The sequence below is a fragment of the Amycolatopsis sp. NPDC114504 genome, assembly GCF_055633595.1.
In genome coordinates this window covers 1,834,569-1,848,246 of the sequence record NZ_JBVKDU010000001.1, presented here as the reverse complement: position 1 = coordinate 1,848,246, position 13,678 = coordinate 1,834,569, and the positions used below count along the sequence as shown (strand labels likewise).

The following is a 13,678-nucleotide window of genomic DNA, read 5'->3' as shown; positions in this document are numbered from 1 at the left end:
GCCGTGCTCGCCTGGGCCGGGGCCGCGCGAGCCGCGCCGGGGTGCTCGCCGGGACCGGATCTGCGCTGCGGACTGCCGCCGCCCGCGGGCCGGCCCGGGCTCGGATCGCCGGCAGCGCATACCGGCGCCGCGTTGTGCTCCGGATGCCGCCAGGGCTGCGGACTGCCGCCGCCCGCGGGCCGGCCGCAGCGCGCACCAGGGCCGCGCACCAAAGCCGCGTTGTGCTCCGGATGCCGCCGGGGCGGGAGGCTCACCCGGCGGCATCCGGGGGTTCAGGGGCGGATGACCTCGGCGATCGCGTCGATGCCGCGGTCCAGCTCCTCGCGGGTGATCACCAGCGGCGGTGCCACCCGCAGCGTGCGCTCGTGCGTCTCCTTGCACAGCACACCTCGGCCGGCCAGTGCCTCGGACGCCTCGCGCCCGGACGGTCCGCCCGGGGCGATGTCGATGCCCGCCCACAGGCCGCGGCCGCGGACCTCGGACAGCCCGGACCCGATCAGCGAACCCAGCCGCGTCTGCAGGTGGGCACCCAGCTCCGTCGACCGCTGCTGGAACTCGCCCGTCGCCAGCAGGCGGACGACCGCGCGCCCGACCGCGCACGCCAGGGGGTTGCCGCCGAACGTCGAGCCGTGCTCGCCCGGCTTCAGCACTCCCAGGACGTCGCGGCGGCCGACCACCGCGGACACCGGCATGATGCCGCCGCCGAGGGCCTTGCCCAGCGTGTACACGTCCGCGCGGACGCCCTCGTGGTCCAGTGCCAGCACCGTGCCGGTGCGGGCCAGCCCGGACTGGATCTCGTCGGCGATCAGCAGCACGCCGTGCTCGTCACAGGCGGCGCGCACGTCGGCGAAGTAGCCCTCCGGCGGGACGATGACGCCGGCCTCGCCCTGCACCGGCTCCAGCAGCACGGCGGCCGTGCGCGGGGTGATCGCGTCGCGCAGCGCGGCCGCGTCGCCGTACTTCACCGTCACGAAGCCCGGCGTGAACGGGCCGAAGTCGGCGCGGGCGGTCTCGTCGGTCGAGAACGACACGATCGTGGTGGTCCGGCCGTGGAAGTTCGAGTCGGCGACGATGATTTCGGCGGTGCCGTCGGGCACGCCCTTGACGCGGTGCGCCCACTTGCGGGCGATCTTGACGGCGGACTCGACGGCCTCGGCGCCGGAGTTCATCGGCAGGACGAGCTCGGTGCCGGTCAGCTCGGCCAGCTCGCGGCAGAACAGGCCGAGCTGGTCGTGGTGGAACGCCCGCGACGTCAGCGTGACGCGGCCGAGCTGCTCGACCGCGGCGGCGATCAGGTCCGGGTGGCGGTGGCCGAAGTTCAGCGCGGAGTACCCCGACAGGAAGTCCAGGTAGGACCGGCCTTCGACGTCGGTCACCGAAGCCCCGGAAGCTTCGGCGATCACGACGGGCAGGGGGTGGTAGTTGTGCGTGCTCCACCGCTCGTCGAGCTCGATGAAGCTCGCGGCGGAGGGGGCGGCGGTCTCCCGGCCGGCGAACGTCGTCATCTGTTCAGATTAGAGGCAGAACACGCAGAGTTCAGCCGGGAATCGTTGCTTTCACCCGTTGTTCGTTGCGCAATCCGTGTGTAACACCCTCGAAACAGTGCGCGCCGGTTGACGAGGCCATTGGTAAGCCGTAACTTACCGTTCGTGGCGACTTACGGAAGCGACCAGCTGGCCGCGCTGGCCGACCCGTCGCGGCGCGCGATCGTCGAAGCGCTCCGTGCCGGGCCCCGCGCGGTCGGTGAGCTGGCCGCGGACCTGCCGATCAGCCGCCCGGCCGTCTCCCAGCACCTCAAGGTGCTCAAGGAGGCCGGCCTGGTCGCGGACCGGGCCGAGGGCACGAAGCGGCTGTACCGCCTCGAGCCCGACGGCATCGCCGCGGTGCGCGCCTACCTCGACCGGATGTGGTCGGACGCGCTGCGCTCGTTCGCCGAGTACGCCGAATCCACCGAACCCACCGAAGAGGAGCAGTCATGACCCTGGAGCCGATCCGCAAGACGATCACCGTCGCGTGCTCGCGCGAACACGCGTTCAAGACCTACACCGAGGCCTTCGACAGCTGGTGGCCGCGCGAGCACCACCTGGGCGAAGCCGACCTCGCCGAGGCCGTCATCGAGCCGAAGCCGGGCGGACGCTGGTACGAGAAGACCGTCGACGGCGCCGAGTGCCAGTGGGGCGAGGTGCTCGTCTGGGAGCCACCCGCCCGGGTGGTCCTGTCGTGGCGGATCGACGGCGACTGGAAGGTCGACCCCGATCCCGCGCACGCCAGCGAGATCGAGGTGAGATTCGTCGAGGAGGGGCCGCGCAGCACGCGAGTCGAGCTGGAGCACCGGAACTTCGAGCGGCACGGCGAAACCGCGCGGAAGGTCCGTGACGGCGTCTCCACCGAGGGAGGACACGGTGGTCTGCTGAAACTCTTCGCCGAGAAAGCCGCCGCCTGAGCGGGTAACTTCACGAGATGGCCAAGAAGGACGACGGAAGCCGGGTCCGGAACACGCTGCGCGTCGGCGCGGAGCTGCCGGACCCGGGCTCGACCCCGGTGGGGCCCGGCAAGAAAGCCAAGGCGCTCGCCAAGTTCGAAGGCGCCGGCGAGCGGCTGTCCGGGCTGCAGGAGGCGCTCTACGCCGAGGGCGTCGGCGGCGGACGGCGCAGCGTCCTGCTCGTGCTGCAGGGCATGGACACCTCGGGCAAGGGCGGCACGGTCTCGCACGTGCTCGGCCTGGTGAACCCGATGGGCGTGCACTACGCCGCGTTCAAGAAGCCCACCGCGGCCGAGCGGCGCCACCACTACCTGTGGCGGATCCGCAAGCAGCTGCCCACGCCCGGCCAGATCGGCGTCTTCGACCGCTCGCACTACGAGGACATCCTGGTCCCGCGCGTGACCGGGCTGCTGACCGCGGCCGAGCGCCGCCGCCGCTACGGCGAGATCAACGCCTTCGAGCAGGAGCTGACGGAGACGGGCACGACCGTCGTCAAGGTCTTCCTGCACATCTCGCCGGAGGAGCAGCTGAACCGGCTGAAGGCCCGGCTGGAGACACCCGAGAAGCGCTGGAAGTACAACCCGGGCGACCTCGAAGCCCGCTCGCACTGGCCGGCCTACCAGGAGGCCTACGCCGACATCTTCAAGAAGACGTCGACCGCCCACGCCCCCTGGTACGTCGTGCCCGCCGACCACAAGTGGTACCGGAACTGGGCGGTCGCCGAACTGCTGATCGAGACCCTCACGGAGCTGAAGCCGGAGTTCCCGGAGCCGGACTACGACGTCGCCGAAGAGCTGGCGAAGCTGAAGGGTGTTGGCGTCCCGTCGTGATCGTCTGAAAGAGTGCGGACGTGACCGATGTCGACGACCTCCCGTTCCTCCGCAAGCAGGCCCGGACCCAGCGCTTCACCCTCGGCGCGCCGAAGGAGTTCCGGGTCGCCCCGGACGCCTCGCGCGTGCTGTTCCTGCGCGCGGAGTCGGGCACCGACCCCCGGCACAGCCTGTGGTCGGCCGACCTGGCGACCGGCGCCGAGACGAAGCTCGTCGACGCCGTCGAGCTGCTGCCCGGCGAGGAGGAGCTGCCGGCCGAGGAGCGGGCGCGGCGTGAACGCGCTCGCGAGACCGGCGGCGGGGTCGTCCACTACAGCGTCGACGCGGCGTTCACGGTCGCCGCGTTCTCGCTGTCGGGCAAGCTCCACACGCTGGATCTCGCTTCCGGCGAGGTGACCCTGCGCGTCGACGGCTCGGTCATCGACCCGCGCCCGAACCCGGCCGGTACGCACGTCGCGTACGTGCAGGACCGGCGGCTGCACGTACTGGAGCTGGCCACCGGCGACGACCGCGTGCTCGTCGAGGAAGACGGCGAGGACATCGCCTGGGGTCTCGCCGAGTTCATCGCGGCCGAGGAGATGGACCGCAGCCGCGGCTACTGGTGGTCCCCGGACGGCGCGAGCATCCTGGCCGAGCGCTCCGACCGCGGTCCGGTGCCGCGCTGGACGATCGCCGACCCGGCCAACCCGCAGCACCCGGCGAACGTCGTCGCCTACCCGGCCGCGGGCACCACGAACGCGCTCGTGTCGCTGTCGGTGCTCGGCCTGGACGGCTCCCGCGTGGACGTCGCCCCGGGTGAGTGGGAGTACCTGGCTTCGGTGCACTGGTCGGCGGGCGGCCCGCCGCTGCTGGCGGTGGAGCCACGCGACCAGAAGCGGATGGACGTCCTCGCCCTGGACGTCGCCGACGGCTCGACGTCGGTCGTGCACACCGCGGCCGACCAGCACTGGATCGACATCGTCGGCGGCGTCCCGGCGTGGACCCCCGACGGGCGGCTCGTCACCGAGGGGATGGTCGACGGCGACCACCGGCTGTTCGTCGGCGGCGAGGCCGTCACCCCGGCCGGGCTGCAGCTGCGCGCCGTGCTCGACGTCGGCGACGAAATCCTCTTCAGCGCGTCCGAAGAGGACCCGACGCAGATCCACGTTTTCCGGACGGAAGGCGCCACGGTCCGCCGGCTGTCCACCGTGGACGGTGTGCACGTCGGGGCCGGGTCCGCGGCGGTCACCGTGCTTTCCTCGTGGAGCCTCGAACACAGCGGTCCGCGGGTGTCGGTGCTGCGGGACGGCGCGCCGGTCGCGTCGATCGCGACGTCCACTGTGGACCCGGACATCGTGCCCAACCTGACCTGGCTGACGCTGGGGGAGCGCGGCCTGCGCGCGGCGCTGCTCCTGCCGCGCGGCTACGAGCCGAGCGAAGGCAAGCTGCCGGTGCTGCTCGACCCGTACGGCGGCCCGCACGCCCAGCGCGTGCTGCAGAGCCGCAACGCGTTCCTGACGTCGCAGTGGCTCGCCGACCAGGGCTTCGCGGTGCTCGTCGCGGACGGCCGCGGCACCCCGGGCCGCGGCGCGGTGTGGGAGCGCGAGGTCCACGGCCGGCTCGCCGACGTCACGCTGCAGGACCAGGTGGACGCGCTGCAGGCGGCGGCTGCGCAGTTCCCGGAGCTGGACGTCGAGCGCGTCGCGATCCGCGGCTGGTCCTACGGCGGGTACCTCTCGGCGCTGGCGGTGCTGCGCCGGCCGGACGTCTTCCACGCGGCGGTCGCGGGCGCGCCGGTCACCGACTGGTCGCTGTACGACACGCACTACACCGAGCGGTACCTGGGCAAGCCCCAGGACGAGGTCGAGAGCTACGCGCACAACTCGCTGATCGAGAGCGCCGCGGAACTGAGCCGCGCGCTGCTGATCGTGCACGGGCTGGCCGACGACAACGTGTTCGTCGCGCACTCGCTGCGTTTGTCGTCGGCGCTGCTGGCGAAGGGGCGGCCGCACGTCTTCCTGCCGCTGGCCGGCGCCACCCACATGACGCCGCAGGCCGAAGAGGTCGCGGAGAACCTGATGCGCACGCAGGTGGACTGGCTGCTGCGCGAGCTTTCCGCCGTGGACAAGGAGAATTCATGAGCCGTTGGGGTCTCACGATTCCGCTGACCGGAGTGCCGCTGACGGCGCACCGGGAGCTGGTCGAGCAGCTGCCGGACCTGGGTTACACCGACGCGTGGACGGCGGAGACGGCGGGCACGGACGCGTTCACGCCGCTCGTGCTCGCGTCGCAGTGGGCGCCGCAGCTGCGGCTGGGCACCGCGATCGTCCCGGTGTACACCCGCGGGCCGGGCCTGCTGGCGATGCAGGCGGCGACGGTCGCGGAGCTGGCACCCGGCCGGTTCGTCCTCGGCATCGGCGCGTCGTCCCCGGTGATCGTCTCGAACTGGAACGCGGCGGCCTTCGAGGAGCCCTTCGCGCGGTCCCGGGACACGCTGCGGTTCCTGCGGTCGGCGCTGGCGGGGGAGAAGGTCAGCGAGAAGTACGACACGTTCGCCGTCTCGAAGTTCCGCCTGGAGCGCCCGGCCGACCCGCCGCCGTCGATCATGCTGGCGGCCCTGCGCCCGGGCATGCTGAAGCTGGCGGCCCGCGAGGCGGACGGCGCGATCACGAACTGGCTGGCGGCATCGGACGTGCCTCAGGTGCGCTCGGTGATCGGCCCGGACGTCGAGCTGGCGGCCCGGATCTTCGTCTGCCCGACGGAGGACGCGGAAGCGGCGCGTGGCCTGGGGCGCATGCTGATCTCGAGCTACCTGACGGTCCCGGTGTACGCGGCGTTCCACGACTGGCTCGGCCGCGGCGAGGCGCTGGCCCCGATGCACGAGGCGTGGGCGGCGGGGGACCGGCAGAAGGCGAACCAGGTGATCCCGGACGCCGTCGTGGACGAGCTGGTGATCCACGGGAGCGTGGAGTCGTGCCGCGAGCAGGTGCAGTCCTATGTGGACAACGGGCTGACGACGCCGATCATCGCTTTGCTGCCCACGGGCGGGGATCCGTTCGAGCAGGTGCGGGGCCTCGCGCCGCGCTGAGGGGTCGTGAGTGAGAAACAGGGTTAGAACACTGTTTCTCACTCACGACCAAAGTGCGGTGGCGAGCAGCAGGCCGAGCGCGCCCGAGGTGAGGCCCGCGACCACCGTCACCACGACGTTGAGCACCGCGTACAGCCGCGTCTTCTCCAGGAACAGCCGGACGGTCTCGTAGCCGAACGTCGAGAACGTCGTCAGCCCGCCGCAAAACCCTACCGCCACGAGAGCCCGGACCGACGACGGCTCCGCGCCGTGCAGCAGCCAGCCGCTCAGGAAACCCAGGATGAACGAGCCCACGACGTTCACCGTCAGCGTCCCGAACGGGAACGGCGAGTCCCGCCACGCCTGCACCCGCCGGTCGGTCAGGTAGCGCAGGATCGAGCCCGCCGCCCCGCCGAGGGCCACCAGGACCAGCGTCACTCCGTCCGCCCCACGTAGCGGACCACCTCGACCTGGTCGAGCGTCACCAGGCCCTCGCCGATCAGCTCGTCCAGCTGCGGCAGGAACGCGCGCAGCTTGTCCTCCGCGTCGATGATCACGATGACCATCGGCAGGTCCTCCGACAGCGAGAGGATCCGCGTCGTGTGGATCAGCGACGACGCGCCGTAGCCCTCGACGCCGCGAAGCACCGAAGCGCCCGCCAGCCCGGCGTCCCGCGCCCGGCGGACGATCTCGTGGTAGAGCGGCTTGTGGTGCCAGTGGTCGTCTTCGCCGAGGTAGATCGTCAGGCGGGTGGCCGGCCCTTCCATCAGCGTCCCTTCCGGACCGCGCGGGTCGCCGTCAGGCCGGCCGTCACCGCGGCCAGGCACAGCACCAGCGACGCTGCCGTGTACAGCAGCGAGCCCAGTATCCGCCCGGTCGTCGCCGCGTCGAGGGTGTCGGTCACGAACGTGGAGAACGTCGTGAAGCCGCCGAGGATCCCGACGCCGAGGAACGGCCGGAGCAGGTGGTGGGGGCGCGCGGTGGTCGTCAGGAACGCCATCAGGACGCCGATGAGCAGGCACCCGAGCACGTTGGTGACCAGCGTGGCGACGGCGAACTCCCCGCGCGCGTGCGGGATCGCCACCGACAGGCCGTAGCGGGCGAGACTCCCCAGCGCGCCGCCGGCGCCGATCGCGAGCAGGACGTCCCACCGGGTCGCCGGAACCGCGGAAATGCCGATCACCTCCCGACCGGGAACCTACTCCAGCAGGCTCCCGGCCGGGCGGTGAGCCGTCACGCCGGGCGAATGTTCTGGTTGACGTGGAACACGTTCTCCGGGTCGTACCGGCGCTTCACCTGGGCCAGCCGCTCGTAGTTCGCGCCGTACGAAGCCTTCACCCGGTCCTGGCCCTCCTCCATCATGAAGTTGACGTACGCGCCGCCCGCCGAGGTCGGGTGCAGTTCTTCCCAGTAGTCCCGTGTCCATTGGGAGATTTCCGAAGCGTTGGCCGGCGACGGGTCGACGCCCACGATCACGCCCGACCAGCCGCCGGACCGGTGCGGGAACGCCGTCGCGTCCGGAGCCACCCGGCTCGCCGCTCCGTCGATCGGGTACAGGTGCATCGACGAGTGCATGCTCGGCAGGCGTTCGCCGTACTTGACGTGGATGTCGATCGCCGCGTCGGAGATCTCGTGGAACACGTCCGCGCGCCAGTACCACTGCAGCCCGGGCGGGTACAGCGCGTCGAACGCGCCCTGCAGCGCCGTGTACGGCATCTCCTGCAGACCGACCAGCAGGGGTGACCCGAACTCGCGCGCCGGGGCCAGGACTTCGTCCGCTTTGTCGTGCGAACCCGTGTAGCACCAGACGATCCCGCACGCCTTGCGCCCCCACAGCTCCTCCGGGAACGGCGGTGCCGGCGGGATCGTCAGCAACCCGAACCAGCCGTTGAGCTCCTCGGGCAGGGACGGCAGCAGCTCGCGGTACCAGCGCAGCACGTCCGGGGTGTCGCCCAGGTCGTACAGCACCGGCCCGCCGATGATCGTGCCGTTCTCGCCGATGTCGTGGCAGCGGAACGTGAACGACGTGACGACGCCGAAGTTGCCGCCGCCGCCGCGCAGCGCCCAGAACAGGTCGGTGTGCGACGACTCGGAAGCGTGCACGAACGAACCGTCCGCGAGGACGACGTCCGCGCCGAGCAGGTTGTCGATCGTCAGGCCGAACCGCCGGGCCAGGTAGCCGATGCCGCCGCCGAGCGTCAGGCCCGCGACGCCGGTCGACCCGACGATGCCCGACGGCGTCGCCATGCCGAACGCGACCGTCGCGTGGTCGACGTCGCCCCAGGTGCAGCCCGCGTCGGCGCGGACGGTGTGGTTCACCGGGTCGACGGTGGTGCTGCGCAGCCCGGACAGGTCGATGACGAGCGCGCCGTCGGCGACGCCGAGGCCGCCCGCGTTGTGGCCGCCGCCGCGCACGGCGATGTCCAGGCCCTGCGCACGGCCGTAGCGGACGCAGGCGACGACGTCGGCGGTGTCGCGGCAGTAGGCGATCGCCGCCGGTCGCTTGTCGATCATGGCGTTGTAGACGGCGCGGGCTTCGTCATAGCCCGGGTCGGCCGGCGTGATCAGGTCGCCGCGCAGCGCGGCGGCCAGTTCCTCGTGCGGCAGAGCGGTGGTGGTCATGGTGCCCCTCTCGGATTTCCCGTACCCGAGGAGAACGTAGGCACGCGGCGTTCGCGCAGCGTTCGGTCCGTTCGCCGCAGGTCAGGACGGGGATCGAACGCTGCGAAATCCGGGGGATCGTCCCGAGCCGGGGGCTCCGCCACCCGGACCCCCTAAAGCGCCGAGGTCGGCCTCCGCCCGCCGCCGCAGGGCGACGCTGCCCTGGGCGCGGGCGAGCTTCGCGGCGGCCCGCAGGCGGGGCGCCGGGTCGGGGTCGTGCGCCGCCCGCAGCCGCAGCACCTCCGGCAGCCACCAGCGGTCGTCGCGGGCCTCCCCGGCGGCGAGCGCGGCGTCCAGCGTCGCGCGGGCCGCCTCCGGCGCCGACACGTCGGCGACCAGCGTCAGCCAGTACGGCATCCGCGCGAACGCCCCTTCGGCCTTCAGGTGCGCGACACCCTCCTGGGCGGCGGCGAGCCCGGCCGCGCCGCCGCGGGACCAGCCGCCCAGCACCAGCGCCCACTCCCGGTAGTACGCGAAGCCGTACCGGTCGCACAGCGCGTGCAGCTCGGTGACGGCGGCCCACAGCGCCCGCCGGTCGCGGCGCATCTGGTGGGTGATCCCGGCGTACGCGAGTGCGATGGCCAGGCTGTACGGCTGCTCGATCGCCCGTGCGAGGTCGATCGCGGCGTTGCTGCTGGCCACGGCTTCGTCGTCGTGACCGAGGAGCCAGTGCGCGTGCGCCGCCCACGCCGGCCCGTGCACGTCCGGCCGGGTGCCGATCGGCCACGACGACGCGCCGCGCGTGCGTTCGGCGCCCAGCTCGAAGTGCCGCAGCGCTTCGGCCGGGTCGTGCCCGAGGCTCAGCGACGAGCCTCCGACGATGAAATGCGCCGAGCCGCCCTGTGCGGCGCTGGTCCCGGGGACGAGCAGCGAGAGGGCGCGTTCGGCCGCTTCGTGCGCCTCCGCCGTCCGGCCCTGGACGAACCGGGACGACCACAGTTCCAGCAGCGCCGTCAGCGCGGACTCCTTGCCGCCGGCGGACTCCGCGAGCGCGAGCGACCGCTCCAGGACGTGCTGCAGCTCGGGGGAGGAGTACCCGTGGTGGGCGTTGAGCGGGCCGGCGAGCGCTTCGAGGACCTCGAGCTCGGCGCGGTCGCGGTTGCCGCTCGCCGGGCGCGCGCGGACGAGTTCGAGGGCCGCCTTGAGCAGCCGGATCGCCTCGGCGTGGGCGAACGTCCGGGCGGCGACGGCCGCGGCCCGCCGGTAGTGGGCGACGGCGCGGTCGGGTCGCCCGCCGCGCGCGTACTGCTCGGCCAGCTGGGCCGCCACGGCGTCGGTGTCGTCGGCGTGCAGCAGCTCCATGCCCTGGGCCAGCCGCCGGTGCAGCAGCCACCGCCGCGGCGGGCTGACCTGCTGGTAGGCGGCTTCGCGCAGGAGATCGTGGGCGAAGTCGTAGCTGCCGCCGAACTCGCGCACGATCCGGCGGCGCCACAGCTCGTCGACCGCGTCGACGACGGTGTCCGCGTCGAGGTCGCTCGCCTCGGTGAGCAGCTCCAGGGTGAAGTCGCGGCCGGCCGCGGCGGCGAGCCCGGCGATCTCGCGGGCGGCCGGGCCGGGCTGCTCGAGCCGCGCCCGCAGCACGCCGGTGAGCCGGCCGGACGGCGGGGAGTCGTTGGTGCGCAACGCTTCCACGACGTACAGCGGGAACCCGCCGGTCGCCGCGTGCAGCACGGCGCGGTCGGACGCGGACAGCGGGCGCCCGGCCACCGCTTCGCCGAGGCGTGCGGTGCCGTCGGCGTCGAACGGGAGCAGCGGCAGCTCGGTCAGCTTGCCGTCGTCGCGCAGCTGGGCGGTCCAGGCCGCGACGCCGGGGTCCTGGTCGCCGTCGCGCAGCGTCCCGGCGACCAGCAGCGGCGCGTCCGGCAGGAGACCGAGGCAGAAGGCGAGGAACGCGCGTGTCTCTTCGTCGCACCACTGCAGGTTGTCGAGCACCAGCAGGACGGGCCGCCCGCCCGCGGTGAGCGCGCGGGCCAGCCCTTCGAAGAACCGCAGGCGCTGCCACGCGTCGACCCTCGGGTGCCCGCCCGTGCTCCGGCGCGCGGCCGGCAGCAGCCGGTCGACCTCGGTCCGCCACACCGGATCCAGCGCCGTCGCCGCCCGCTGCACCGCGGGCGCGCGCAGCCAGTCGGCCACCGGCGCCAGCGCGACCCGGCCCGCCGTGCCGAAACAGCGGCCGACCGCGACGACGGCGCCCTCCGCGCGGGCCTGCCCGGCCAGCTCGGCGACCAGCCGGGTCTTGCCGACCCCGGCGTCACCCCGGACGAGGACGACCCCGGCGCGTCCCGCCGCGGCGCCGCGCCAGGCGTCGCCGAGCCGGGCCAGTTCGGCGGCCCGGCCGACGAGACCGGGTGCGGCCGCCCGCCGGGGTTCGGGGTCCGGCCGGGCGAGCAGCCGGCGCAGCGCCGCGCGGGTCGGCTCGGCCGGGACGACGCCGAGCTCGCGTTCGAGGACCGACGCACACCGGTGGTACGTGCTCACCGCGCCCGCCCGGTCGCCCGCGTCGGCCTGCAGCCCCATCAGCGTCCGGTAGCCGGTCTCCTCCAGCGGGCGCAGCCGGATCCGGCGCCGGGCCGCGGCGAGCGCGACGGCCGGGTCGCCCGCCGGGGTCCGGCAGAGCAGGTCGCACAGCTCGACGCACTGGCGGTCCAGCTCGGCGCGGGCCGCCAGGACCCAGTCGTCGGCCAGGCCCGGCAGCAGCTCGCCGCGGTAGGTCGCGAGGGCGGCCTGGGCGTGGGCGACGACGTCACCGGGGTCGGTCGCGGCCAGCGCGGCCCGGCGGGCGACGTCGAACTCCCGCACGTCCACGCGGCTCGACGGCGTGTCCCGCCAGGACAGGTCGCGCCCGGTGACGGCCAGCGAGGGCGGGTCGCCCAGCACGCGGCGCAGCTGGTGCAGCTCGCGGCGGAGGTTGGTCAGGGCCTGCGCGTCGGTGGAGTCCGGCCAGAACAGCCCGGCGATCAGCCGCCGCGGCTGCGCCAGGCCGGCGTGCACGACGAGGTGACCGACGAGCGCGACCGAGCGCGGCGACCGCGTCAGCACGGCCCCGGTCTCGTCGTCGGCGATCACCTGCTCGCCCAGCAGCGACACCCGCAGCACCCGGTCACGCTAGCGCCGAGACGGCATCGCGCGCGGATCTTCACCGGCGAGGGGTTGCGCCGGGGCGCCCGGGTGCGCAGGCTCGACGTCGTGAGCGAGCACGAGTACGACCTCATCGTCATCGGTTCGGGCCCCGGCGGCCAGAAGGCCGCGATCGCCGCGGCGAAACTGGGCAAGCGGGTGGCGGTCGTGGACCGGCACGACATGGTCGGCGGGGTGTGCGTCAACACCGGCACGATCCCGTCCAAGACGCTGCGCGAAGCGGTGCTCTACCTGACCGGCATGAACCAGCGCGAGCTGTACGGCGCGAGCTACCGCGTCAAGCAGGACATCACGATCGCCGACCTGCTGGCGCGCACCCAGCACGTCGTCGGGCGCGAGGTCCAGGTGGTGCGCGCGCAGCTGATGCGCAACCACGTCGACCTGGTCGCCGGCACCGGCTCGTTCGCCGACCCGCACACGATCGTCGTGGACGGCAAGCACGCCGGCGACCGCCGGACGCTGAGCGCGGACTACGTCGTGATCGCCACCGGGACCCGCCCCGCGCGCCCGGCGCACGTCGACTTCGACGCCGCGCGCGTGCTCGACTCCGACGAGATCCTGCGGCTCGAGCAGATCCCGTCGTCGCTCGTCGTGGTCGGGGCGGGCGTGATCGGGATCGAGTACGCGTCGATGTTCGCGGCGCTCGGCTCGCGCGTCACCGTCGTGGAGCAGCGCGACCAGATGCTCGACTTCTGCGACCCCGAGATCGTGGAGTCGCTGAAGTTCCAGCTGCGCGACCTCGGCGTCACGTTCCGCTTCGGCGAGAAGGTCGCGGACGTCGCGGTGTCCGACGACGCGACGATCACGACGCTGGTCAGCGGCAAGCGCATCCCGGCCGACGGCGTCATGTACTCCGCGGGCCGCCAGGGGATGACGGGCGAGCTGGCCCTGGAGGCGGCGGGCCTGCAGGCGGACGAGCGCGGCCGGCTCGTGGTCGACGAGAGCTACCGCACCGAGGTCCCGCACGTGTACGCGGTCGGCGACGTGATCGGCTTCCCGGCCCTGGCGGCGACGTCGATGGACCAGGGCAGGCTCGCGGCGTACCACGCGTTCGGCGAGCCGGCGAACGGCCTGGGCGCGCTGCAGCCGATCGGCATCTACACGATCCCGGAGATCTCCTACGTCGGCGCGACGGAGGCCCAGCTGACGTCGTCGGCGGTGCCGTACGAGGTCGGCATCGCGCGCTACCGCGAGCTGGCGCGCGGCCAGATCACCGGCGACAGCTACGGAATGCTGAAGCTGCTGGTGTCCACAAAGGACCGCAAGCTGCTCGGGGTGCACGTGTTCGGCACGGGCGCGACGGACCTGGTCCACATCGGACAGGCGGTGATGGGCTGCGGCGGCACGGTCGACTACCTGGTCGACGCGGTGTTCAACTACCCGACGCTGTCGGAGGCGTACAAGGTGGCGGCATTGGACGCGACCAACAAGATCCGCGCCCTGGACCGCTTCACGTCCTGAGCCCCGGCGCCGCGCGGTCCCGGAACGTCTTGAATGAGTCTTTCAAGACGCCTGGTGACC

At 73.1% G+C, this 13,678-nt stretch carries 12 protein-coding genes; 6 read left to right on the top strand and 6 right to left on the bottom strand.

Annotation, left to right across the window (positions count from 1 at the left end; translation table 11 throughout):
- Positions 1-272: 272 nt before the first annotated feature.
- Positions 273-1,505 (bottom strand): ornithine--oxo-acid transaminase, encoded by a 1,233-nt coding sequence (rocD, locus tag ACZ7PG_RS08580; RefSeq protein ID WP_470238448.1) that lies wholly within the window; start codon positions 1,503-1,505, stop codon positions 273-275.
- 144 nt (positions 1,506-1,649) lie between these two features.
- Between rocD and ACZ7PG_RS08575 the strand changes: the two genes are divergently transcribed.
- From ACZ7PG_RS08575 to ACZ7PG_RS08555, 5 genes are read left to right on the top strand one after another with little or no spacing between them, the layout of a single operon-like run.
- The gene (locus ACZ7PG_RS08575; RefSeq protein ID WP_470238447.1) at positions 1,650-1,979 is read left to right on the top strand and encodes an ArsR/SmtB family transcription factor; all 330 of its coding nucleotides are present in this window, start codon (positions 1,650-1,652) and stop codon (positions 1,977-1,979) included.
- A complete protein-coding gene (locus ACZ7PG_RS08570; RefSeq protein ID WP_470238446.1) occupies positions 1,976-2,443 on the top strand; it encodes an SRPBCC family protein in 468 nt (155 codons plus the stop codon). The genes ACZ7PG_RS08575 and ACZ7PG_RS08570 overlap by 4 nt, the downstream gene beginning before the upstream one ends.
- Before the next feature lie 17 nt (positions 2,444-2,460).
- Positions 2,461-3,312 carry a PPK2 family polyphosphate kinase gene (locus ACZ7PG_RS08565; RefSeq protein WP_470238445.1) on the top strand — a complete coding sequence of 284 codons (852 nt, stop codon included), beginning with the start codon at positions 2,461-2,463 and terminating at the stop codon, positions 3,310-3,312.
- A 20-nt stretch (positions 3,313-3,332) separates the two neighbouring features.
- The gene (locus tag ACZ7PG_RS08560; protein ID WP_470238444.1) at positions 3,333-5,432 is read left to right on the top strand and encodes a S9 family peptidase; all 2,100 of its coding nucleotides are present in this window, start codon (positions 3,333-3,335) and stop codon (positions 5,430-5,432) included.
- Positions 5,429-6,379 (top strand): LLM class F420-dependent oxidoreductase, encoded by a 951-nt coding sequence (locus ACZ7PG_RS08555; RefSeq protein ID WP_470238443.1) that lies wholly within the window; start codon positions 5,429-5,431, stop codon positions 6,377-6,379. The genes ACZ7PG_RS08560 and ACZ7PG_RS08555 overlap by 4 nt, the downstream gene beginning before the upstream one ends.
- Positions 6,380-6,421: 42 nt before the next feature.
- Here the strand turns inward: ACZ7PG_RS08555 and crcB are convergent, their stop codons facing one another.
- The 5 genes from crcB to ACZ7PG_RS08530 form a co-directional block, all read right to left on the bottom strand.
- Entirely contained in the window at positions 6,422-6,796 is a 375-nt protein-coding gene (gene crcB / locus ACZ7PG_RS08550; RefSeq protein WP_470238442.1) for a fluoride efflux transporter CrcB, read from the bottom strand.
- Positions 6,793-7,125: a DUF190 domain-containing protein gene (locus ACZ7PG_RS08545; RefSeq protein WP_470238441.1), complete on the bottom strand. Its 333-nt coding sequence runs from the start codon at positions 7,123-7,125 to the stop codon at positions 6,793-6,795. Before ACZ7PG_RS08545 ends, crcB begins: the two co-directional genes overlap by 4 nt.
- Positions 7,125-7,532 carry a fluoride efflux transporter FluC gene (locus ACZ7PG_RS08540; protein WP_470239015.1) on the bottom strand — a complete coding sequence of 136 codons (408 nt, stop codon included), beginning with the start codon at positions 7,530-7,532 and terminating at the stop codon, positions 7,125-7,127. The genes ACZ7PG_RS08545 and ACZ7PG_RS08540 overlap by 1 nt, the downstream gene beginning before the upstream one ends.
- A gap of 59 nt (positions 7,533-7,591) precedes the next feature.
- On the bottom strand, positions 7,592-8,980 hold the full coding sequence (locus ACZ7PG_RS08535) for an FAD-binding oxidoreductase (RefSeq protein WP_470238440.1): 1,389 nt from the start codon (positions 8,978-8,980) through the stop codon (positions 7,592-7,594).
- 81 nt (positions 8,981-9,061) lie between these two features.
- Complete coding sequence (locus tag ACZ7PG_RS08530; protein ID WP_470238439.1) at positions 9,062-12,115, bottom strand: ATP-binding protein; 3,054 nt, start codon at positions 12,113-12,115, stop codon at positions 9,062-9,064.
- A gap of 90 nt (positions 12,116-12,205) precedes the next feature.
- Here ACZ7PG_RS08530 and sthA point away from each other — a divergent pair, with 90 nt between their 5' ends.
- Positions 12,206-13,618 carry a Si-specific NAD(P)(+) transhydrogenase gene (sthA, locus tag ACZ7PG_RS08525; protein ID WP_470238438.1) on the top strand — a complete coding sequence of 471 codons (1,413 nt, stop codon included), beginning with the start codon at positions 12,206-12,208 and terminating at the stop codon, positions 13,616-13,618.
- The last annotated feature ends 60 nt before the right edge of the window (positions 13,619-13,678 follow it).